Here is a 21,829-nt window from a genome sequence, read left to right as displayed (position 1 = left end):
CTGGCGTGACCGACCTCGACACGCCCCCGTTCGCGTTCGACTACGACCCCGGCGCGATCCACTACGGTCGCGGCTGCATCGCCGCCATCGGCGACGCGCTCGCCGGGCGCGGGCTGGACACCGTGCTCGTCGTCTGCGGGTCGAACGTCGCCGGCAACGCCGCCCTGATGGACGCCGTCGGCGACGGCCTCGGCGACCGGCTCGCGGAGGTGTTCGCCGGCACGACGCCCGACAAGCGTCTCCGCGAGGCCGCCCGCGCCGCCGAGCGCGCCGACGACCTCGGCGCCGACGCGTTCGTCCCCGTCGGCGGCGGCTCCAGCCTCGACGTGGCGACGGTCGCGTCGGTGCTCCGGGCCCGCGACCTGTCGCTCTCGGACGCCCGCGCGGAGGTGGCCGAGACCGGCGGCATCTCGACGCCCGACGATTCGGACGCGCTGACGCCGCTGTTCCCGGTGCCGACGACGCTGGCGGGCGCGGACCTGTCGGTGATCGCCGGCATCGCCGCCGAGGTGGACGACGGCGCGGGCGGCACCGAGGTCGTCTCCACGGGCGTCGGCGGCGCCGACCTGATGCCGGAGGCGCTGTTCTACGACCCCGACCTCTTCGAGACGACCCCGGAGGGCGTGCTCGCGGGCTCGGCGATGAACGGCTTCGACAAGGCGATCGAGTCGCTGTACGCCCGCACTCGAACCGCGGTCACGGACGCGACCGCGACGCGAGCGGTCCGCCTGCTGGCGGACGGCCTCCCCGAGATGACGGACGACGAGGCCGCGATGGACCGCGCGGTCGCGGGGATCGTCCTCGCGCAGTACGGCATCTCGCGCCCGGGCGACATGACGATCAACGTGATCCACGCGTTCGGCCACGGCCTGCGCGACGCCTTCGGGATCCAACAGGGGCTGGCGCACGCGGCCGTCGCCCCCCATGTGCTGCGGGTGATGGTCGATGCCGGCGTCGACCTCTCGATGCTGACGGCGGCGTTCGACATCGATGGGACCGACGACGTCGAGGGCGACGAGGTCGGCGGCGACCGGGTCGAGGAAGCGATCGCCGAGGTCGAACGGGTCCGCGACGCGCTCGGCCTGCCCGCGTCGCTGTCGGCGATCGACGGCGTCGACGCGGACGGACTCGACGAGGCGGCGCGCGTGACCGCCACCGACTCGCTGCTGTCGTACGCGCCCGAGGGGTACGAGCTCTCGGAGGCGGACGCGCGGACGGTGCTCGACGCCGCCTTCTGAGCCGCCGCGTCGCGCCGCAACCTCACACCGATACTCCGGGCCGTCTCGGGGCGTCGTTCGCCCGCCGACAACCGCGCGAAACCGGTCCGTCGTTCACCAACCGCTTTGCCCCCTCGACACGGATCGGTTTCCATGAGCGACACCCCCGATCGCCCTCGCCCGTCGGAGGCCGCGCCCGGCCCGGATGGGCTGCCCGTCCTCGGTTCGTTCCTCGAAACCCGGCGCGACTTCTTCGCCTTCCGCGACCGGGTCGCCGCGGAGTACGGCGGCGTCGCGCGCTACCGGGTCCTCGGCCAGGAGGTGTTCCTCCTGACCGACCCCGACGCGATTCAACGGGTCCTCGTCACCGAGAACGAACGGTACGTGAAGGGCGAGCTGTTCCAACAGCAGCTCCGACCGGTCCTCGGCAACGGCCTGCTCAACAGCGAGGGCGACTTCTGGCGCCGGCAGCGGCACCTGATCCAGCCGGCGTTCACGCCCGACCGCATCGCGGGGTACGCCGACATGATGGTCGAGACGGCCGAGCGGACGAGCGCCCGCTGGGACGACGGCGAGGTCCGCGACGTGCACCGCGACATGATGGGGCTGACGCTCGACATCGTCGCTCGCGCGCTGATGGGCGTCGACATCCGCGACCGTACGCCCGCGATCGGCGGCGCGCTCGACACCGTCATGGAGCAGTCCGCGGGCGGGAGCCTGCTCGATCTCCTCCCGCCGTCGGTGCCGACCCCCGGCCGGGAGAAGCTTCGCGAGGCGACCGCCTCGCTCGACCGCATCGTCGACGAGCTGGTCGACGAGAAGCGCCGCGCGCTGCGCGAGGGCGAGACCGAGCCGGACGCGGACGTGGTCTCTGCGCTGCTGACCGCCGAGGACGACGACGGCGAGCGGATGGCAGCCGAGCAGGTCCGCGACGAGGTGAAGACGCTGCTACTGGCGGGCCACGAGACGACGGCGCTGTCGCTCACCTTCACTCTCCACCTGCTCGCGCAACATCCGGAGGTCGAACGCCGGCTCCTCGACGAACTGGAGGCGGAGCTCGGCGGCGCCGCCGCCGGGTTCGACACCGTCCGCGACCTCGACTACCTCGATCGGGTTGTCACCGAGTCGATGCGGCTGCTCCCACCGGTCCACGGCATCCTCCGCGAGCCGACCGAGGCTGTCGACCTCGGCGGCTATCGAGTCCCCGAGGGAACCCCGCTGGCGATCAGCCAGTGGGTCGTCCACCGCGACCCCGCCCACTACGACGACCCGCTCGCGTTCCGGCCCGAGCGGTGGACCGACGACCTGGAGGCGGACCTCCACCCGCTGGCGTACTTCCCGTTCTCGTCGGGTCCGCGGCGCTGTGTCGGCGACCGCTTCGCGCTGCTTGAGGCCAAACTGATCCTCGCGACGCTGCTGCGGCGGTTCGCGTTCGAGGTCGTCGATCCGGTGAATCTCGAAGCGAACCTCGAGGCGAGCATCACCACGCGCCCGACGCGGCCGGTTCGGATGCGGCTCCACGAGCGCTGACCGCGGCGAACCTCTGCTCCCTCGCCGACCAGTACCTGTTCTCCGCCGGCGGTTCTTCGCACGTTCGCCGCATTTTATAGCGCCGACTCCCCGAACACGCACATGAACGGCAACGAGTTCGGCCGGCTGTTCCGGCTGACCACCTACGGCGAGAGCCACGGCGAGGCCATGGGCTGTACGGTCTCCGGGGTACCCGCGGGCGTCGAGTTGGACGAGGAGCGCATCCAGCGCGAACTCGACCGGCGCAAGCCGGGCCAGTCGATGATCACGACCAGCCGCGGCGAGCCAGACGAGGTGACGATCAACTCCGGGCTGCAAGACGGCTACACGACCGGCACGCCGATCGGGATGGTCATCCAGAACAAGGACGCCCGCTCGGGCAAGTACGAGCCGTTCGTCACCGCCCCCCGACCCAGCCACGGCGACTACACCTACTCTGCGAAGTTCGGCACGCGCAACTGGGGCGGCGGCGGCCGTTCCTCGGCCCGGGAGACGGTGAACTGGGTCGCCGGCGGCGCCGTCGCCAAGGCAGTGCTCGACCAGAGCGACTATGACGTGCAGATCAAAGCGCACGTCACCCAGATCGGCGACATCGTCGCGCCGGAGGTCAGCTTCGAGGAGATGCTGGAGCACAGCGAGGACAACGAGGTGCGCTGTGGCCACCCGGAGACGGCCGCGGAGATGCGCGATCTCATCGACGAGTACCAGGAGGCCGGCGACTCGATCGGCGGCGCCATCGAGTTCGAGGCGCGCGGCGTCCCGCGCGGCCTCGGCGCGCCGCGGTTCGACGCCTTTCCCGCGCGTCTCGGACAGGCGATGATGTCCATCCCCGCGACGACGGCATTCGAGTTCGGCCTCGGCCGCGACGCCCGCGAGGTCGCGGGCCACGACCGCAACGAGGACTGGGAGTTCGACGAGGGCGACCACCCTGAGACGGTCAGCGAGGAGGGCGACCCGGTCCCGGTCGGTAACGACCACGGCGGCTTACAGGGCGGGATCACGACCGGCGAGCCGATCTACGGCGAGGTGACGTGGCACGCACCGACCTCGATCCCGAAAGAGCAGACGACCGCCGACTGGGAGACGGGTGAGGAGAAACAGGTGCAGGTCGTCGGCCGCCACGACCCGGTGCTCCCGCCGCGGGCGGTCCCGGTCGTCGAGGCGATGCTGTACTGCACGGTACTCGACTTCATGCTGCTCGGCGGCCGGATCAACCCAGACAGGCTGGACGGGCAGGTCGGCGAGTACGATACCGAGTACCACGCGGAGCGGCCGGAGGACGAGAAGTAACCCGTTCTGGCTCTCGACTGCGACCCCGCCGCTACCGCTGTTCTTCGAGAAAGGCCCGGAGTTCGGCCGTCGACTCCGCGTCGATCGGCTCGCTCCCCCAGCGGAAGGCGGGGAGCTCGTCGCCGTCGACGCCGCTTTGACGGCCGAACGTGCGGTCCGACAGCGTCTGGTTGCGCCGCCGCCGGGTCCGCGCGGCCTCGACGACCGCGTCGCCGTCGACGCCCACCTCCGCGGCGAGGTTGCGAAGCAGGTCGAACGAGTACGCGGGCGCCGCCTCGACGAGTGCCTCGTGGAAGGCCCACGCGTCGGCGCGGGTGCCGCGGGCGCGAACCTCGAACAACGCGCTCGGCAGGAGCATCGACCACTCGTTGACCAGAATCGGGAACATCAACAGCGTTGGACGGAACGCGCCGTCAGTGAGGAGGTCCGAGAGCCTCGGGAACTCCTCGCGCCACCACCGGATCGACGGTTCGTGGGCGTAGTCGAAGTAGACGATCACGAGGGTGCCTTCCCCGGCGTAGATCTGCTCGACGCCGGCGTACGGGGTCCGAGTTCCCTCTCGGTGGCTGAACGTCTCGGTCCCCGCTGCAGTCGTGAACTCCTCGGTGTGCCAGCCGCTTTGTGGTTCTGCCGAGGATGCGTCGCCGCCGAAGATGCCCAGGCACCCCGCGGTGCCGGCGAGCGTGCCGCTTCCGATCGCCGCGAGTACACTGCGCCGGGTTCGATCGATCGATGGGACCGGGGAGTCGTCGTTCATGCGTCCCCCGGGTCCGACTCGACGGTCCCGTCACAGAGGGCCATGGTGACGTAGGTCCGACGGTCTGCGGTGATGTAGATTCCGATCCCGACCGTGGTGAGGTCGGGTCGGATCATGGCAGTGTTGTGGTCAGCGGAGCGCATGAACGAATAGAGAATTTCTCGCGCCATGTCTTTCTCAGTCGTTTTTCGCTCCATCTTCCAGAACGTCGCGTGAATATTTTCTGCACCACCCGAGCAGAGGTATTCACTCCGGCGTAGCCGGTCGTCGTAAGTCACCCCGTCCGGATTGGTGTGGTTGAAGAACTCTCGGGTCGCCATGTCGTAGGAGTGATTCCGCGCGATGACCGCGAGACGGGGATCGCTGACGAGGGGTTGAGCGTCGTCGACCGCACGATAGTCATTTAGTTTTTCAGCGAGCAGTCGCTCAATCTGTGTCACGTTGACATCCGTTCTCGGCGTCTTCCGATCCAACGGCTTCGGTGTGACGACCGACGAATCCGACTGGTTGTGTCCGTATCGCAGCACCGTGGTGTGTTCGCCGGATCCGAATGCCGGCGTGTGGGCGTCGATACTTCCTGCTTCCGCCGTCGTCCGTTCTCCGGACAGACAGCCCGCGGACGCCACCGCGATGACGACGAGAACGGTCGCGATCGCACGTCTCCGGATCACCGTCGGATCACGATCCTGCCCGGAAGTGTGTGCCTTGATTGATCCATAGTTTTCTGATTTCGATTGTGAATATATTTGTTCCGGTGTTCAGCACTTGACGTGATCGTAGTGACCGTCGCCGCTCTCGCATCGGACTTCGACGCGTTCGAGCGTCCCGGAGAGGTAGTTCGAGGGATCGGGCCTCGTCAGCGAATGCGACCGCTTCGGATCGGTCATGCGACGCTCCCAGAGCCACTCGACCCACTCTTCGGTCTCGGCGAACCGCTTGACCGTGACGGTGTACGTCCGCGTTCCGACGTACTCGTGGTACCAGACGCGTTCCGTCTCCGCGACTTCCCTGTGGAACTCGTAGTCGGTGTCCCATCTCGTCGAGCCGTCGTGATCGTGGCCGCTGTACCAGACCTCGGTGTCGTACTCCCACCGCGAACAGCTTCGGGAGAAGCCGCCCCACGGGCTCGGTTCGAGATCCCAGTTGGTGCAGTCCCCGCGGACGCTTCTGGTGTGGCGCGTCCGGTCGTGGTCGTGTCCGTCGCCCCTGACGATCCGGCGGGTTCGCGTCTCCCCGGTGAATCGCCATCCCGGAGATCGGTATCGCGAACCAAGCCAGCGGTACTCGTCTCGATACGTCGTTCGGGTCTCGCTTCGGACGTTCGATTCGTGGAGTCGCCAATCGGTTCCGGCCCCGTCAGGATCGTCCCGACGCGTCCGGTAGATGTCCCGCGTCCGCGTCTGCGTCTGCGTCTCCGTCAGGACCCAGTTGTCGTCGGAGAACGACTGCCGCGGCCCGGTCGTCACGATCTCCCGGGTCCGACCGGTGAACGACCGGCCGGACCGATGGACGCTTACTTTGGCCCAGTCGGTTCCGCCAGGTCGTGTGTCAGAAACGACACGCTGAATCTTCCCGCTCTCGATCATGAACCGGTACTCCCAGTAGGATGACGGCTGGACCGTCACGACCACGGTTCGGATCGCCTTTCCTCGCTTCCCCTGCGACGAGAACAGACGCGTGGTGTAGGTTCCGGGGTCGTCGTACACGTGTGAGAGTTCGTAGAACCGACCGCCGGGGGTTCCGTGTCCGGTGACCTCGCTCCCGTCGCCGAACTCGATCTTGTAGTCGTGATACGACCCGATGCGAAAGTCGATCCGCTCGCCGGGTTCGATCGTCGGCTGCGCGGTCGGAACGTCGGACCCGGGCTCGAACGCGCGGAACACGACGTGGTTGTCCGTCGCAACCGAGTGGACGCGGCTCACCCACTTTTCGGACGTCGATTGCCCGTCTGCATCGATCGCCGTAACCCGGACCGAGCGCGTGATCATACCGCCGTTCCGTGAGATGAACGTGTGCCTGACGGCCGATCGCTTCCGGCCGGAGAACCGGCCGAGCGTCTGCGTCATCGTCGTGCTGTCGTTGAACTCCCACGTCACCCGAACGAGCTTTCCCTCTCCGTACGATACTGCTGTCGAGAAATCGTACGTTCCGAACTCAACGGTATCCGGGTCAGACGTACGATACGGTCGATGGGTGTAGTATTGATACCGGATCGGAGAGACTGTCGGAATGCTGAACGAGCTACCGACCTGTGTTGACGCTGCAACATCCGTCTCCTTCGTTACGGTCACACTGTTCCCTTCGTCGTCGGTGACGGTCGCGCTCACCGAGACCGTCTCGCCGAGCACGCCTTCAATACCGACGTGGTTCACGAACCGGGTTGACTCCCGTTCCAGTTGGGACTGGGCCGGGTTCCAGGAGACAGTCAGTTGCCCGCCGTCCGGATCGACCGCATCTAGGGTGTAGGTTCCGCTCGTTCCCCGTTCTTTGATGTCCGGCCCGCTGATCGACGCGACCGGCGGCCCCTCGTCGTACACGACGACCGTCTTCGACGCCGTCGCTGTCGCGCCGTCGTCGTCGCGGACCGAACCGGAGACGGTGTGTTCTCCGGCTCCACCGAACGTGTGTCGGAACACCATCCCGGAAGACGATGAGGGTTCGGACCACGTCCCCGAGACGATCGTCCCGTCGGCGTCACGTGCGCGGAGCACGAACACCGCCTCCTCGCCGACCGCCACGCGGTCCGGGCCGTCGATCCACGCGCTCGGTCCGGCGTTGCCAACATCGGCGGTCGCCCCGCCATCGTCCGCGCCGGCGACGACGGTGACCGATTTCCGGAACACGGCCGTAGCTCCGTCGTCGTCGGTGACGCGGACGCTGAACGCGACCGTCTCACCGACGGGAGCGTCGACGGTCCGCGTGCTCGACCTGCCCGCCTCGCCGTTCGACCACGCGTAAGAGGCGACTCGGCCGTCCGGATCGTACACGTCGGCCGCGAACGTCGCTGACTCCCCGCGAGTGACAGTGTCCGGGCCGCTGATCCGACCGGTCGGCGGACGATTCGGCCCCGACTCCGACCCGTTCTCATCAAATGAGTGATCGGTCGGATCGGACGCCGCGACATCGACGTACAGCGTGTCGCTTCGGACGGTCCCGCGATCGTCGGTCACCGTCAGCGTTACCTCGTACCGCCCGACTGCGGACGCGTCGAACGTCGTCGACACCGCGGTGGGGCTCTTCGGTTCGATCTGTCGTCCGTCGGGCGTCCGAATCGACCACCTGTGGGCGACCAACTCGCCGTCCGGGTCGAGCGAGCCGCCGCCGTCCAGCCACACGACGGCGCCCCGATCGACGCGCTGGTCGAGCCCGGCGTCCGCGAGCGGGGGTTCGTTCTCGGACGCTCCGTTGGCGACGACCGACGCGGGGACGGCCGACGCGACGACGAGGAGCGCGACGGCGAGCGAAACACATCTCATTCACGCGGGAGTTGATTCGGTATCTGATATAAACTTACAGTATCCGATCTAAAAATTAGATCTCTCCGATAGCACAGCTCGTCCGTCGGAGGCGTGACCCACAATGAGCATCGCGGCGCTATCGCCCGAAAAGACGTCGGCGACCACGGTCCCGCGTTGATGGTGTGCGCGGGCCGACCCCCACCGTTCCAGTCAGCGCGACCGGTCCGACTCCGGCGCGTCGTCCGCGAAACCCTCACGATCGTCCCTTTGCGAACCTATAGCAAGGCATTTGACCCGGGCAGAACAACCGTCAAATACTGCCCATCTGAGGGCCGATCAGTACCTATGTCCGACGACGAACTCATCTGGCGGATCGCTGGCGGGTCGGGGGACGGTATCGCCTCCACCAGTCAGAACTTCGCCAAGGCCCTGATGCGGTCGGGGCTCCACGTATTCACGCATCGACACTACCCCTCGCGCATCCGCGGCGGCCACACGTACGTCGAGGTCCGCGCCTCCGCCGACCCCGTCAAGTCGCGAGGCGACGGCTACAACTTCCTGCTGGCGCTGGGCGACTCGTTCGCTCGTAACCCACAGGAAGAGGCCTACTACGGCAACGAGGAGGTCAAACCGCTCGAGGAGAACCTCGACGAACTCCGCGAGGGCGGAGTCATCGTCTACGACTCCGGACTGCTCGACGCCTCCGAGATCCCGGACTTCGAGGAGCGCGTCGAGGAGAACGACTGGCACGTGTACGACATCGACCTGCGCTCGCTCGCGCGCGAGCAGGGTCGCGAGGTCATGCGCAACACCGCCGGCGTCGGCGTCACGTGCGCCATCACCGGGATCCCCCTCGGTGCCATCGAGGAGCTCATGCGCGACGCAATGCCCGAGAAGATCCTCGAGCCGAACGTCGAGATCATGCAGACGGGGTACGACCTCGTCCGCGAGGAGTACGACGTGGACGCGGCCGAGGTGTCCGTCCCGACGGGCGAACACGACGAAGAGCAGGTGCTCATGTCCGGTTCCGACGCCATCGCCTACGGCGCCATCGACGAGGGCTGTCGGTTCATCGCCGGCTACCCCATGACGCCGTGGACCGAGGTGTTCACCATCATGAGCCAGAATCTGCCTGAATTGGGCGGGATCTCCGAGCAGGTCGAAGACGAGATCGCCGCGGCCGCGCTCGCCATCGGCGCTTCCCACATGGGCGTCAAGGCGATGTCCGGCTCCTCCGGCGGCGGGTTCGCCCTGATGGGCGAGCCGCTCGGCCTCGCGGAGATGACCGAGACGCCGCTGGTGCTCATCGAGGCGATGCGCGCCGGTCCCTCGACCGGGATGCCGACGAAGCCCGAGCAGGCCGACTTAGAGCACGTCCTGTACACCTCGCAGGGCGACTCCCAGCGCGTCGTGCTCGCGCCAGGCACCGTCGCCGAGGCGTACGAGGCGTCGCGGCGGGCGTTCCAGCTCGCTTACGAGTACCAGATCCCGACGATGATCATCTACGATCAGAAGTTGTCGGGCGAGCTGACGAACGTCCCGGCCTCGCACTTCGACCGCGAGCCCAACCCCGACATCGGGGCGACGCTCACCGAGGACGAGCTCGCGGACCAGCCGCACACGGCCGACGGGAAGTTCCACCGCTTCCAGCACGAGGGCGAGGACGGCGTTTCCCCGCGCTCAGTGCCCGGCCAGAAGGGTGGGCGTTTCCTCGCAACCGGCAACGAACACAACCCGGCGGGCCACATCAGCGAGGACCCCGACAACCGGGTCGCGCAGATGGACCGCCGCCAGCGGAAGCTCGACGCCATCCGCGCCGACCTCGACGACGACGGGCTGCTCGTCGAGTACGGCCCGGAAGACGCCGAGTACGGCGTCCTCACCTTCGGCTCCCAGCAGGGGACCGTCGAGGAGGCCGTCGACCGGCTGAACGAGAACGGCCATTCGGTGAAGGCGCTGACCGTCGCCGAACTCGCGCCGTACCCGGCCGATGCGGTCCGGGCCTTCCTCGACTCCGTCGAGGAGGCGCTGGTCGTCGAGATGAACGCGTCGGCGCAGTTCCGCGGCCTGACCCAGAAAGAGCTCGGCACGCACGGGGAGCTGCTCTCCTCGCTGCTGAAGTACAACGGAAACCCCTTCGAGCCCGCAGAGATCGTGGAGGGGTTCACCACGAAGCTCGTCGACGACGGGGAGCTCCCCGGCAACGAGACGAAGTTCGTGCCCGCGGCAGGTGACTGACTATGAGCGCATTCAGTGCAATCGGTGAGGAGCGAGAGATCGACCGCGACGAGTACACCCCCGACATCGAGCCGCAGCCCACGTGGTGTCCGGGCTGCGGCGACTTCGGCGTCTTGAAGGCGCTGAAGGGCGCGCTGCCCGAGGTCGGCCGCACGCCCGAGGAGACGCTGCTGGTCACGGGGATCGGCTGTTCGGGCAAGCTGAACAGTTACCTCGACAGCTACGGCTTCCACACGATCCACGGCCGCTCGCTGCCCGTCGCTCGGGCGGCGAAGCTCGCCAACCCGGGCGTCGAAGTGATCGCCGCCGGCGGGGACGGCGACGGCTACGGCATCGGCGGGAACCACTTCATGCACACGGCCCGGGAGAACCACGACATGACGTACGTCGTGTTCAACAACGAGATCTTCGGGCTGACGAAGGGCCAGACTTCGCCGACGAGCCCGAAGGGCCACAAGTCGAAGACGCAGCCCCACGGCTCGGCGAAGACGCCGATCCGCCCGCTGTCGCTGTCGTTGACCTCGGGCGCGTCGTTCGTCGCCCGCACGGCGGCGGTGAACCCGAACCAGGCCCAGCGCATCCTGAAGGAGGCGATGGAGCACGACGGGTTCGCCCACATCGACTTCCTGACGCAGTGTCCGACGTGGAACAAGGACGCGAAGCAGTACGTCCCGTATACGGACATCAACGAGTCCGAGGACTACGACTTCGATCCGACGAACCGCGCCGACGCGCAGGAACTCATGCGCGAGACCGAGGACAAACTGTACGAGGGCGAGGTGCTCACGGGCGTCTACTACCGCGACGACGACCGCCCCTCCTACCAGCAGGAGAAGCAGAACCTCGGCGAGATGCCCGACGAGCCGCTGGCCGAGCGGTACTTCGACGGCGACTACGAGTGGGAGCGCTCGTACGACCGCTTCATCGACAAGCACAAGTGAGTCGCTGAGCGGGATCGGCCGCCGAAACCGTCGTACTGCGGCCCCGTCGGCGGCCACCGCGACGCCCCTGTCGACCGGGTTCGCACCGACGGAAGCACTGTTTTCTTCTTCGCAAGGTATTTTTTCTGCCGCGCGAAACATCACGGCAATGAGCACCTCCTCTACGGCCGACCGCATCCTCGAAGCGCTGGAGGAGGATGCGCAGGCCTCCTACGCGCAGATCGCCGAACGCGCCGGCGTCTCCAAGCCCACGGTGCGCAAGTATATCAATCAGCTCGAAGACGACGGGGTGATCGTGGGCTACTCGGCTGAGGTCGACCCCAAGAAGCTCTCCGGACAGACCATCGCGCTCGTCGGCATCGACGTCGACAGCGAGCGCTACGTCGAGGCGACGCGCGCGCTGAAGGAACTCGAGTCGGTCGTCTCACTGTACACCTCCTCGGGTGACCACATGTTCATGGCCGAGGTTCGCGCGGCCGACGGCGACGAACTCGGCGAGGTGATCTCCGAAGAGATCGGCGGCGTCGAAGGCGTCACCGCGGCGCACCCGTCCGTGCTCCAGGAGCGGCTGAAATAAGGGTCGAGCAGGCGGGCGGGCGGTCGGCGGACCGAGCGCCCCGACGGCCCGCAGCTTCACTTCCACCGCGGGTGGCGACGGTTTTTGGGCGATCGGCCCAACCGGGGGGTATGGAGGAGACGCTTCCCGGGGCCCCGGCGCCGACCGGCGGCGGCGAGCGCGTCGTCCTCCACGTCGACATGGACTGCTTTTACGCCTCCTGCGAACGGCTGAAGGAACCGGCCCTCGCAGGCGAGCCGGTCGTCGTCGGCATGGGGTACGAGCCGGGCGACACGATCGGCGCGGTCGCGACCGCGAGCTACGAGGCGCGCGAGTTCGGCGTCGAGTCGGCTCAACCGATCTCACGGGCCCTCGAGCGGCTCCCCCGCGTCGCCGACGCGGACCCCGACGACCCGGAGGCGCCCGACCCCGCTGAGGCGGGCCACTACCGTCCCGTCGACATGGATGTCTACAAGAGGGTCGCCTCGGAGGTAAAGGCGGTCCTCCACGACGTTGCCGACACGGTCCGGGAGGTGAGCATCGACGAGGCGTACCTCGACGTGACCGACCAGACGGCGTGGGACGCCGGCGCCGGCGACGCCCCGCTGGCCGAGGGGGTGGCCCGGTACGTCCGCGAGCGGATCGAGCGGGAGGCGGGCGTCCCCGCGAGCGTCGGCATCGCGCCGAACATGGCGACCGCGAAGGTCGCCTCCGACTACGACAAGCCAGAGGGATTGACGGTCGTCGAGCCCGGCGAGGCGGCCGACTTCCTCGCGCCGCTTCCCGTCTCCGACATCCACGGCGTCGGCCCGGTCACCGCCAGCGACCTCGCGGCCATGGGCATCGAGACGGCCGGTGACCTCGCGGCGGCTGACCCGGCGGACCTGGAGGCCCGCTTCGGTTCGCGGGGCCGAGAGTTCCACGAGCGGGCGAACGGCCGCGACGACCGCGAGGTGACGCCCACCGGCCGGCCGAAGTCGCTGTCGCGGGAGTCGGCCGGTCGGACGGCCGATTCCGAGGTCCAGCGCGACCGCGTTCGCGCGCTGGCGGCCGACGTGGCCGAGCGCGCGCGCTCGCGGGGCGCGATGTACCGCACGATCGGCGTGAAGGTCGTACGCCCGCCGTTCGACGTGAACACCCGCGCGGACTCGCTGCCCGGACCGGTCGACGACCCCGACCTCGTCGAGGAGGTGGCGCTGGACCTGCTGGAGGAGTTCGCCGGCGAGGCGGTCAGAAAGCTCGGCGTCAGGGTGTCGAAGCTCTCTTTTGCCGCCGAGGAGCAGGCGACCCTCGGCGGGTACGACGGCGCAGCGTCCGCGTGTGCGACCGACTCCGAGGAGGGCGGTGATGGCATCGCCGGCACCGACGCCGACGCAGACGCACCCGCCGCCGCAGACGCCGACGACGTGACGCGCCGGTCGGCCGCCGGCGACGCCACGCTCGACGAGTGGGCCGACGAGGGCGACCCCGACGCCGAGCGGGAGCGCCGCCGGCGACGCCGACGCGGACAAGTCGACCTCGGGGAGTTCGGATAAGCCGTCGCCGCCGGCGGCGGGTTGTCGCCCGCCGACGACCCTTTCGGGCGCGAGCGACACGGGTCGAACATGGTCGGCGTCGCGACCGGACTGGTGCTCGGGAGCCTCGTGGGCGCGGTGGCGACGGCCGCCGGGTCGTACTTCGTGTTCCGTCGGCGGCGACGCGCCGAGACCGACCACCTCCGCCTCGCGTTCCGGACCGAACTGGAGGCGCTGTCGTACGTGGCTGACTTGGCCGAGGAGGGCCGCTACGAGGCGCTCGCCGCGAGCGTCGAGCCGCCGCAGGTGTACGAGAACAACGCCGACCGCGTGGGACATCTGACGGACGACGAAGTGGAGGCGCTGGTCGCCTTCTACACGGACCTGTACTGGCTCCGCGACCAACAGGACATCGAGGACAAGAAGCAGCGCGCCGACGAGGTGGCGCGCAAGTGGCACGAGGCGGTCAAGGCGGTCCGGGCGGCCGGCTGATCGGGCCACCCGTCACCGTCGCTCGTCGCCGACACACCTCGCGTCCTACAGCCGTCGCCGTCCGCTCGCGCCGACGGCGTCGGCGAACAGCGGCAGCGCGGGGATGACCGTCTCGACGGGACCGCCGTTGAACCGTGCGAACAGTCCCGCCACGTCGTCGACGGCCTTGGCGTCGAACCCCGCCGAGATCGCCGCCTCCCGCGAGAGCGCCGGGCGATAGGCCAGCCCCTCGACGTAGTCGTCGACGACCGCCGACGCGTCGGCGACGGCGGCGTCGAAGTCCTCGGAGCGCAGTTCCGGTTCGAGATCGGCCCACAGCCGGTCGAGGAACGCCGGCCACTGGGCGAGACACCGATAGATACTCGGGAGGCTGTCGTCGTCGAAGCCGTGGAACGCGCGGATCGCGGCGACCGCCTCGGTCGCGGCGTCGGGGACGGCGCCGATGGCGACCATCGAGGGGTCGAGCCCGCGGTCGGCGTCGAGTCCGGCGGGATACGCTCCGGTCGCGGCCGGGTTGTCGGGGACTTCGGTCCCCACGTCGCCGCCGTTCATCGACCGGTCGACCAGCTCGAACAGGGTCGCGAGCCGGGGCGCGACGGCGTCGAACGTCGCGACCTGTCCACGAAGCTCTCGCGCCTCGGCCGGCGTGAGGCCGAGGTCGCCGGGGCGGTAGCGGGGGCTGTCGACGGCCGACAGCACCGCGTCGCGGTAGGTGACCGACGCCTCCGCGAACGCGCGCGTCTCGAACGCCGGCTTCACCTGCCCCCAGAGGTAGCGGGTGAACTCGGGGTGGTTCGCGGTCGCCGTCCGCCAGATCCAGTTGACGACCGGCGCACGAAACGTCGACCGGATGTCGTCGTACAGCCCGGCGCGCCAGCCGGTCGCGTCGGCCGCGTGGAGTTCGAGGCTCGTGTCCATGCGCGGGCCGTCGTCAGGGGCGAACCTAAATCCACGGCACGACGGCGTCATCGGGGGCGCCCCAGAGAGCGTCCCCCGGATCGCCGCCGGCGACCCGGCGTCAGACGCTTGTCAGACGCGACAGCTGGAGTTAAGCCGAGCGGCCTGTCAGGGTGGGGTAATGAGCGACGAGACCATCACCGTCGCGGACGTGAGCGACGGGACCGGCGGCGAGTCCGGGCTGTCGGCCGGGACGCCCATCTCGCTCCCGGTGGTCGAGATCCTGACCGGCCGCGGGTTCATCACGGGCAAGTCCGGCAGCGGGAAGTCCAATACCGCCTCGGTCGTCATCGAGAAACTGCTCTCGAACAGCTTCCCCGTGCTCATCGTCGACTCCGACGGCGAGTACTACGGGCTGAAAGAGGAGTTCGAGATCCTCCACGTCGGCGCCGACGAGGAGTGCGACATCCAGGTGTCCGCGGAGCACGCGGGCAAGATCGCCTCGCTCGCGCTGGAGGACAACGTCCCGATCATCCTCGACGTATCGGGGTATCTCGACGAGGACGAGGCCTCCGAGCTGATCCGCGAGACCGCGAGGCAGCTGTTCGCCAAGGAGAAGAAGCTGAAGAAGCCCTTCCTCATGCTCGTCGAGGAGTGCCACGAGTACATCCCCGAGGGCGCCGGGATGGACAAGACCGGCAAGACGCTGATCAAGATCGGCAAGCGGGGGCGCAAACACGGCCTCGGCATCGTTGGCATCTCCCAGCGGCCGGCCGACGTAAAGAAGGACTTCATCACTCAGTGCGACTGGCTTTGCTGGCACCGGCTCACCTGGGACAACGACACGAAGGTCGTCTCGCGGATCCTCGGCAGCGACTACGGCGAGGCCATCGAGGATATGGACGACGGCGAGGCGTTCCTGATGACCGACTGGGCCGAGTCGATCCGCCGGGTGCAGTTCCGCCGCAAGCAGACGTTCGACGCGGGCGCGACACCCGGCCTCGACGACTTCGAGCGCCCCGACCTCAAGTCCGTCTCCGGGGACCTCGTCTCGGAGCTGCAGACGATCACCGACGAGCGCGAGCGCACTGAATCGGAACTGGCGGACCTCAGGCAGGAGCTCGACAAAAAGAAGCAGCGCATCACCCAACTTGAACGCGAGCTGGAGGAGGCGCGCGACATGTCGGACATGGCCGACACCTTCGCGCAGGCGCTGCTCCAGAAGGCCGACGCCCCCTACCGCGGCGGGAGCGGGGGGACCCTCGGAGGCGAGCCGATCGGGACCGGCGCCGCACCGGGTGCGAACGGCTCGGCGCCGGAGCCGCAGCGTCGCGACGATGACGCCGCCCGCGGCGGATCTCCGTCCGACGATCAGGCCGAGCTGCACGACTACGAGGGCCCCGATGCCGCGCCGGCCGCCGCCACGGCGGACGCGGGCGAGGGGGGCGGCGACCGAGAGGGCGACGGCGGCGCGTCCGAGGGCGTCGAGAAACCGCCGGCGCCCCCGGCAGCCACGGCCGCAGCCAACGGGACCGAGACCGGGACGGCGACGGGCGAGTCGGAGGGATCTGCCGGCGACGGGGCGGACTCGCCGGCAGGCACGAGCCACGAGCGCGTCGCGAACGCGGTGCCGCCGACCGACGGCGTGGACATCTCGCCGGCGCGCTCGCGCTCGGGGTTCGACGAAGCCGATGACGCCGCCGCGTTCGTCGACGGCGACGAACTGCGCCGCCGGGAGGCCGTCGTCGCGGGGTTCGTCCGCGCGGTCGAGTCGCTGGAGGACGTGACCCGCGGGATGCTCGGCGCCTACCGCCGCGCCGGTCGCGCGACGCCCGTCGAGGCCCACCGCGCCGCCGAGGGGTCGGGCGACCGGCGGTACGCGTACGCCCGCAACAAGGTGATCCGGCGGGCGGGGTTCGTGGAGCACCGCAGCCGCGGCGAGTACGCCTACGCGCTCCCCGACCTGGTCCGCCGGGCGTACGGCGAGCACACCGACGAACAGGACCTCGTCGAGGTGATCGCCGAGATCGAGGCGCGCGCCGGGCTCGACCCGGACGTGACGCCGTGAGGTGAGCCCGTGACGCTGAAGCTCCCGCCCAGCGGTGAGGACCGCTGGCGGCTGGCGTCGCACGCGCGGGTCATCGTCTACGAGACCGACGACGGCAACGAACTCCTGACCGTGTACGACTGCGGCGCCGCCCAGAGACCGCCCTCCGCGCAGGTGATCGGCAACCTCGTCCGGGTGAATGCCGCCCACGAACTGGAGCGCGGCCCGACGGGGTACGTCGTCAGCATGCGGGAGCCGGCGGAGCTCGTGAAGCAGGACCCCGACCACTACCGCATCGAGGCGGTCGACGGGGACGACGACGGCGGCGCGACCGGCGACGTCGCAGGCGACGCCGACCCCGACGCCGACACTGACCGCGACGCCGCGTGAGCGATCCACACGCCGGGGGAAGCCTCTTGACCGCTCGCGCGAACGGTCCGGTAATGGAGACCACTTCTCCGTCCCGCTGACCGGCGCGTCGGCGAGGGCGCGGCGGTCGGCACGGCGGGGCCTCGCCCCGGGACGTGCGGCCACCGATCGATCGACCGCGGGCCGGCCCCCGCCGGGACTCCCCTCCCGGCGACGGCCGGCGCGCGGTCACGACACACAGTGAACACACGAGACAGACTCACGGGCGGGCGCGCGGTCGTCGCCGCCCGCGACGCGGACTCGACGCCCGACACGACGGAGATCCGGCGGCTCGCGGCGGCCGCCGGCTACGACGTGGTCGGCGAGGTGACGCAGCGACGAACCGAGGACCTCCGGTACGACCTCGGCGCGGGGAAGGCGCGGGACCTGGCGGCGACCGTCGCCGATGCGGACGCCGACGCCGTCGTCTACGACGGCGAACTCTCGCCGGGACAGTACGCCGACCTCCTCGACCTCTTCCCCGCGGGGACGACGCTCGTGGACCGCTACCGCCTGGTCCTCGACGTCTTCGCGGAGGGGGCCGGATCCGCGGCCGCGCGGACGCAGGTGCGGCTCGCCACCCTCCGGTACGAACTCCCTCGGCTGGAGCGGATGGAGGGGGAGTCGGCGCTGAACCGGAAGGTCTTCGAGAAGGGGTCGCCGGTGCTGGACGCGCGGCGGCGCATCGACGACCTGGAGGCGAAACTCGACGACCTCGCCGACGCGGCGGCCGACCGCCGCGAGCGTCGCCGCGAGGAGGGGTTCGACTTGGTGACGCTCGCGGGCTACACGAACGCCGGGAAGTCGACCCTCCTCCGGCGGCTCGCGGACGACCTCACGCTGGACCCGACTGACCCCGACGGGGCGAGCCGCCACGCGGACCTCGCCGACAGCGCCTCCGTCGAGGACCGCCTGTTCGAGACGCTCGAGACGACGACCCGGCGGGCGACGCTCGGCGGCCGGCGCGTCCTCCTCACGGACACGGTCGGTCTCGTGGCCGACCTGCCCCACGACCTCGTGCGCTCGTTCTCGGCGACGCTCGACGAGGTGGCCGCCGGCGACGTGGTCCTCGCGGTCGTCGACGCCAGCGCCGACGATCGACGGCTTCGCCGGCGCGTCGAGACCACCGTCGAGGTGCTCGCAGGCGACGCGACGGGGCCGGTTGTCCCCGTATTGAACAAGGTGGACCGCCTCGACGAGGCGGGTCGTGCGGCCGCGGAGGCGGTCGTCGCGGACGTCCTCGGCGACAGCGACGCCGACGTGCGCGACACGGTCGCGATCAGCGCCCTTGACGGCGCGGGCGTCGACGACCTCCGGGCGGCGGTGCGTTCGGCGCTTCCGGACGCGACCGCGGCGTTCACGCTCCCGATGTCCGGGGAGGCGCAGGCGCTCGTCTCGTGGATCTACGAACACGGCGACGCCGCCGTCGAGTACGGCCCCGAGACGGTCGAGGTCCGCTTCTCGGGCAAGCCGTCGGTCGTCGCGGAGGCGCGACGCCGCGCGATCGACCTCCGCGACGGGACGACCGACGGCGCGACGTAGCCGCCGCGGGCCGAAGACACATCCCCGCCTGGCGCGTCCCCTCGGGTATGAGCGACCCCGCTCAGTCGACGCCGTCCGAGTCCGCCGAGCCGACCCTCCCGCTCCCGTCCGGCGAGACCGTCGACACGGAGACGGTGTTCAGCTTCAACGGCTACCCCTACCGGTTCGTTCCGCTCGATCACCCGGAGTACGCGTTCAAGCTCGTCCCGCTGTACTGGGGCGGCGGCGACATGGACGTGCCGTTCGAGGACCGCGACGAGCTGGTCGAGCAGTGGGGGTCGGCATCGCGCGGCGTCCTGACCGACGACGAGTGGCGCGACTGGCTGACCGAGGCGCGCGACGACGACCGCTTCGGCGACGACGAGCTCGACGCCGTCGAGCGCGAACTGTTCGACGAGGAGGGCGGGCTGCTCGGACGGCTCCGGCGGGCGCTCGGTCGGTAACCGAGTCACGGGCGCTCGATCCCGCCTCGTGGACGTCGCCCGGTGTGAGCACGCTTAAGAAGCGGCCAGCACTCTCTGCGACCATGAACACGCGCGACCTCTCGGCGAACGCGCCGTACGTCCCCGGCCGCGGCGTCGAGGAGGTGGCCCGCGATCTCGGGCTCGACCCCGACGACCTGGTGAAGCTCTCCTCGAACGAGAACCCGTTCGGCCCGTCGCCGAGGGCCGTCGAGGCCGCGAAGGCCGCCACCGAGTCTGCCCACGTCTACCCGAAGGCGGCGCACGCCGACCTCACCGAGGCCCTGGCGGAGCAGTGGGGGCTCGCGCCCGAGCAGGTGTGGGTGAGCCCCGGCGCAGACGGCGCGCTCGACTACCTCGCGCGGGCGATGCTGGAGCCGGGCGACGACGTGCTCGTCCCCGACCCCGGCTTCGCCTACTACCCGATGAGCGCGCGCTACCACCACGGCGAGGTGCGACAGTACCCCGTCGCGAAGGCCAACGGCTTCGCCCAGACGGCCGACGCGATCCTCGACGCCTACGACGGCGAGCGGATCGTCTACGTGACGACGCCGCACAACCCCGCCGGGACGGAACTCCCGCGGGAGGAGTTGGTGGCCCTGCTTGCGGGCGTCGACGAGGAGACGCTCGTCGTCGCCGACGAGGCGTACGGCGAGTACACGGAGACGCCCTCGGCCGCGGGGGTGCTCGACAAGTACGAGAACGTCGCCGTCACGCGCACCTTCTCGAAGGCGTATGGGCTCGCGGGCCTGCGGATCGGCTACGCGCTCGTTCCCGGTGCGTGGGCGGACGCGTACGCCCGGGTGAACACGCCGTTCGCGGCCAACGCCGTCGCGCTCGACGCCGCGCTCGCGGCGCTCGGAGACGACGAGCACGTCGAGAAGTCCGTCGAATCGGCCCGGTGGGCGCGCGAGTACATCGCCGACGAGCTCGACGCGCCGACGGTCGACAGCGCCGGCAACTTCGTCCTCGCGGAGGTCGGCGACGGCGCGGCCGTGGCCGAGCGCGTCCAACAGGCCGGCGTCATCGTCCGCGACACCGGGTCGTTCGGGCTCCCCGACTGCGTGCGCGTCTCCTGCGGCACCGAGGCCGAGACCCGCCAGGCGGTCGAGACGCTGAACGGAGTGCTCGCGGAGTTGGACCTCGGGGCCGAAGCGTGACCGACGCGACCGACGCGGGCGACGAGTCCGGCACCGATGCCGGCGACGAGGCGCCGACCGGCCGGGTCGAGCGCCTCGCGGTCACGGGAACCCCCGGAACGGGCAAGACGACCGCGACGGATATGCTCGCGGCCGAGCGCGGTATCGAGGTCGTCCACCTCAACGACGCGATCCGCGAGGAGGGGCTGTACACCGAGCGCGACAAGGAGCGCGACTCGCTCGTCGCGGACCTGGACGCCGCCGCCTCGCACCTCGGTGACTGGACCGGCGTCGTCGACTCCCACCTCGCGCACCACCTCGACGCCGACCGCGTCGCAGTGTTGCGCTGTCGCCCCGACGTGCTCGAACAGCGGCTCGTCGAGCGCGGCGAGGGGGAGGCGAGCGCCCGCGAAAACCGCGAGAGCGAGGCGCTGGACGTGATACTCGGCGAGGCGGTCGACCGGTTCGGCCCCGAGCGGGTCTACGAGATCGACACCACCGACCGCGACCCCAACGGGGTCGCCGCCGAGTTGGGGCGCGTGCTCGACGGCGGCCGCGAGCCGTCGGCCGGCGAGGTCGACTTCGTGGAGTACCTATGACGCTGGACCGGCTCAGACCGCTGGCGGAGAAGGGGCTCAGTCCGTTCGTTCGCGTCGCCGACGGCCTCGGCCTGTCCCCCGACGGCGTGAGCGTCGTTGCCTTCGCGTGTGCGGTCGCCGCCGGCGTCGCCTTCGGGGTCCGATCGCCCGCGGAGGCGCCGCTGTTGTACGTCGCCGGGTCGGCGCTCGTGTTCCTGAACGGCTGGCTCGACCTCGTCGACGGCGCGCTCGCGCGGGCGCAGGGGACGGACTCCTCCGGCGGCGACCTGCTGGACCACGTGCTTGACCGGTACGCCGATATCGCGGTGCTGGTCGGGCTCGCGGCCGGGATCGGCCGCTACGGGCTCGGCCTCGCGGCGGTCACGGGCGTGTTGATGACCTCGTATCTCGGCACGCAGATCCAGGCCGTCGGGCTCGGCCGCGAGTACGGCGGACTCCTGGGACGCGCGGACCGGCTCGCGCTCGTCGGCGTCGTCGGCGTCGTCGCCGCGGCCGTCCCGGGTCCGCTCGTCGTCGGGCTCGGCGCGGTCGCGCTCCTGCTCGTCGTGTTCGCGGTCGTCGGCCACCTCACCGCACTCCAGCGCTTCTGGGGCGCGTGGTCGGACCTCCAGTGACGGCCGCCCGACTCGGTGGTCGATTGGTCCGAGGCCGGGCCGGCGAGCCGATCCCGGCGCGACCTGTGCGGGTAGTGTTCAGATAAGCTGATTCCATGCGAAGGCGAATGACTTTAACCACTCGTCAGA

At 69.9% G+C, this 21,829-nt stretch carries 19 protein-coding genes; 15 read left to right on the top strand and 4 right to left on the bottom strand.

The features are described from left to right. Nucleotides 1-5: 5 nt before the first annotated feature. From BUE16_RS14800 to aroC, 3 genes are all read left to right on the top strand, one after another. Nucleotides 6-1,238: an iron-containing alcohol dehydrogenase family protein gene (locus tag BUE16_RS14800; protein WP_073311117.1), complete on the top strand. Its 1,233-nt coding sequence runs from the start codon at nt 6-8 to the stop codon at nt 1,236-1,238. 132 nt (nt 1,239-1,370) lie between these two features. Continuing rightward, nucleotides 1,371-2,747 (top strand): cytochrome P450, encoded by a 1,377-nt coding sequence (locus BUE16_RS14795; RefSeq protein WP_073311115.1) that lies wholly within the window; start codon nt 1,371-1,373, stop codon nt 2,745-2,747. Between the two features lie 102 nt (nt 2,748-2,849). Next, nucleotides 2,850-4,037, top strand: coding sequence for a chorismate synthase (gene aroC, locus BUE16_RS14790; protein WP_073311114.1), 1,188 nt, complete (start codon nt 2,850-2,852; stop codon nt 4,035-4,037). Between the two features lie 31 nt (nt 4,038-4,068). On the opposite strand, the gene BUE16_RS14785 is transcribed toward aroC, so the two are convergent. The 3 genes from BUE16_RS14785 to BUE16_RS14775 form a co-directional block, all read right to left on the bottom strand. Continuing rightward, nucleotides 4,069-4,794, bottom strand: a complete 726-nt coding sequence (locus BUE16_RS14785) for a DsbA family protein (protein ID WP_073311113.1) — start codon at nt 4,792-4,794, stop codon at nt 4,069-4,071. After that, on the bottom strand, nt 4,791-5,465 hold the full coding sequence (locus BUE16_RS14780) for a CAP domain-containing protein (protein ID WP_073311112.1): 675 nt from the start codon (nt 5,463-5,465) through the stop codon (nt 4,791-4,793). The genes BUE16_RS14785 and BUE16_RS14780 overlap by 4 nt, the downstream gene beginning before the upstream one ends. Before the next feature lie 87 nt (nt 5,466-5,552). Further along, complete coding sequence (locus BUE16_RS14775) at nt 5,553-8,270, bottom strand: PKD domain-containing protein (protein ID WP_073311111.1); 2,718 nt, start codon at nt 8,268-8,270, stop codon at nt 5,553-5,555. Nucleotides 8,271-8,597: 327 nt separating this feature from the next. Here BUE16_RS14775 and BUE16_RS14770 point away from each other — a divergent pair, with 327 nt between their 5' ends. The 5 genes from BUE16_RS14770 (at nt 8,598) to BUE16_RS14750 (ending at nt 13,993) form a co-directional block, all read left to right on the top strand. Then, entirely contained in the window at nt 8,598-10,490 is a 1,893-nt protein-coding gene (locus BUE16_RS14770; protein ID WP_073311110.1) for a 2-oxoacid:acceptor oxidoreductase subunit alpha, read from the top strand. A gap of 2 nt (nt 10,491-10,492) precedes the next feature. Beyond that, nucleotides 10,493-11,431 (top strand): thiamine pyrophosphate-dependent enzyme, encoded by a 939-nt coding sequence (locus BUE16_RS14765; RefSeq protein WP_073311109.1) that lies wholly within the window; start codon nt 10,493-10,495, stop codon nt 11,429-11,431. A 148-nt stretch (nt 11,432-11,579) separates the two neighbouring features. Beyond that, nucleotides 11,580-12,008 carry an HTH-type transcriptional regulator LrpA1 gene (lrpA1, locus tag BUE16_RS14760; RefSeq protein WP_073311108.1) on the top strand — a complete coding sequence of 143 codons (429 nt, stop codon included), beginning with the start codon at nt 11,580-11,582 and terminating at the stop codon, nt 12,006-12,008. Between the two features lie 110 nt (nt 12,009-12,118). Beyond that, on the top strand, nt 12,119-13,522 hold the full coding sequence (gene dinB, locus BUE16_RS14755; protein WP_073311107.1) for a DNA polymerase IV: 1,404 nt from the start codon (nt 12,119-12,121) through the stop codon (nt 13,520-13,522). A gap of 69 nt (nt 13,523-13,591) precedes the next feature. Further along, nucleotides 13,592-13,993, top strand: a complete 402-nt coding sequence (locus BUE16_RS14750; RefSeq protein ID WP_073311106.1) for a hypothetical protein — start codon at nt 13,592-13,594, stop codon at nt 13,991-13,993. 45 nt (nt 13,994-14,038) lie between these two features. On the opposite strand, the gene BUE16_RS14745 is transcribed toward BUE16_RS14750, so the two are convergent. Beyond that, nucleotides 14,039-14,911, bottom strand: coding sequence for a halocarboxylic acid dehydrogenase DehI family protein (locus BUE16_RS14745; RefSeq protein ID WP_073311104.1), 873 nt, complete (start codon nt 14,909-14,911; stop codon nt 14,039-14,041). Nucleotides 14,912-15,071: 160 nt separating this feature from the next. On the opposite strand from BUE16_RS14745, the gene BUE16_RS14740 reads away from it, so the two are divergent. The 7 genes from BUE16_RS14740 (at nt 15,072) to BUE16_RS14710 (ending at nt 21,700) form a co-directional block, all read left to right on the top strand. Then, entirely contained in the window at nt 15,072-16,958 is a 1,887-nt protein-coding gene (locus BUE16_RS14740) for a helicase HerA domain-containing protein (protein ID WP_073311102.1), read from the top strand. Nucleotides 16,959-16,967: 9 nt separating this feature from the next. Then, a complete protein-coding gene (locus BUE16_RS14735; protein WP_073311100.1) occupies nt 16,968-17,327 on the top strand; it encodes a hypothetical protein in 360 nt (119 codons plus the stop codon). A 219-nt stretch (nt 17,328-17,546) separates the two neighbouring features. Beyond that, nucleotides 17,547-18,887 carry a GTPase HflX gene (hflX, locus tag BUE16_RS14730; RefSeq protein ID WP_073311098.1) on the top strand — a complete coding sequence of 447 codons (1,341 nt, stop codon included), beginning with the start codon at nt 17,547-17,549 and terminating at the stop codon, nt 18,885-18,887. A 47-nt stretch (nt 18,888-18,934) separates the two neighbouring features. Then, nucleotides 18,935-19,330, top strand: coding sequence for a hypothetical protein (locus BUE16_RS14725; RefSeq protein ID WP_073311097.1), 396 nt, complete (start codon nt 18,935-18,937; stop codon nt 19,328-19,330). 83 nt (nt 19,331-19,413) lie between these two features. Beyond that, nucleotides 19,414-20,508 (top strand): histidinol-phosphate transaminase, encoded by a 1,095-nt coding sequence (gene hisC / locus BUE16_RS14720; RefSeq protein ID WP_073311095.1) that lies wholly within the window; start codon nt 19,414-19,416, stop codon nt 20,506-20,508. Further along, nucleotides 20,505-21,086, top strand: a complete 582-nt coding sequence (locus BUE16_RS14715; protein ID WP_073311093.1) for an adenylate kinase family protein — start codon at nt 20,505-20,507, stop codon at nt 21,084-21,086. The genes hisC and BUE16_RS14715 overlap by 4 nt, the downstream gene beginning before the upstream one ends. After that, nucleotides 21,083-21,700, top strand: coding sequence for a CDP-alcohol phosphatidyltransferase family protein (locus BUE16_RS14710; RefSeq protein ID WP_073311091.1), 618 nt, complete (start codon nt 21,083-21,085; stop codon nt 21,698-21,700). Before BUE16_RS14715 ends, BUE16_RS14710 begins: the two co-directional genes overlap by 4 nt. Nucleotides 21,701-21,829: the final 129 nt, after the last annotated feature.

The organism is Halobaculum gomorrense, from assembly GCF_900129775.1.
Taxonomy (GTDB): Archaea; Halobacteriota; Halobacteria; order Halobacteriales; family Haloferacaceae; genus Halobaculum; species Halobaculum gomorrense.
The sequence above is the reverse complement of the archived record's forward strand: the minus strand, read 5'-3'. Positions and strand labels throughout refer to the sequence as shown.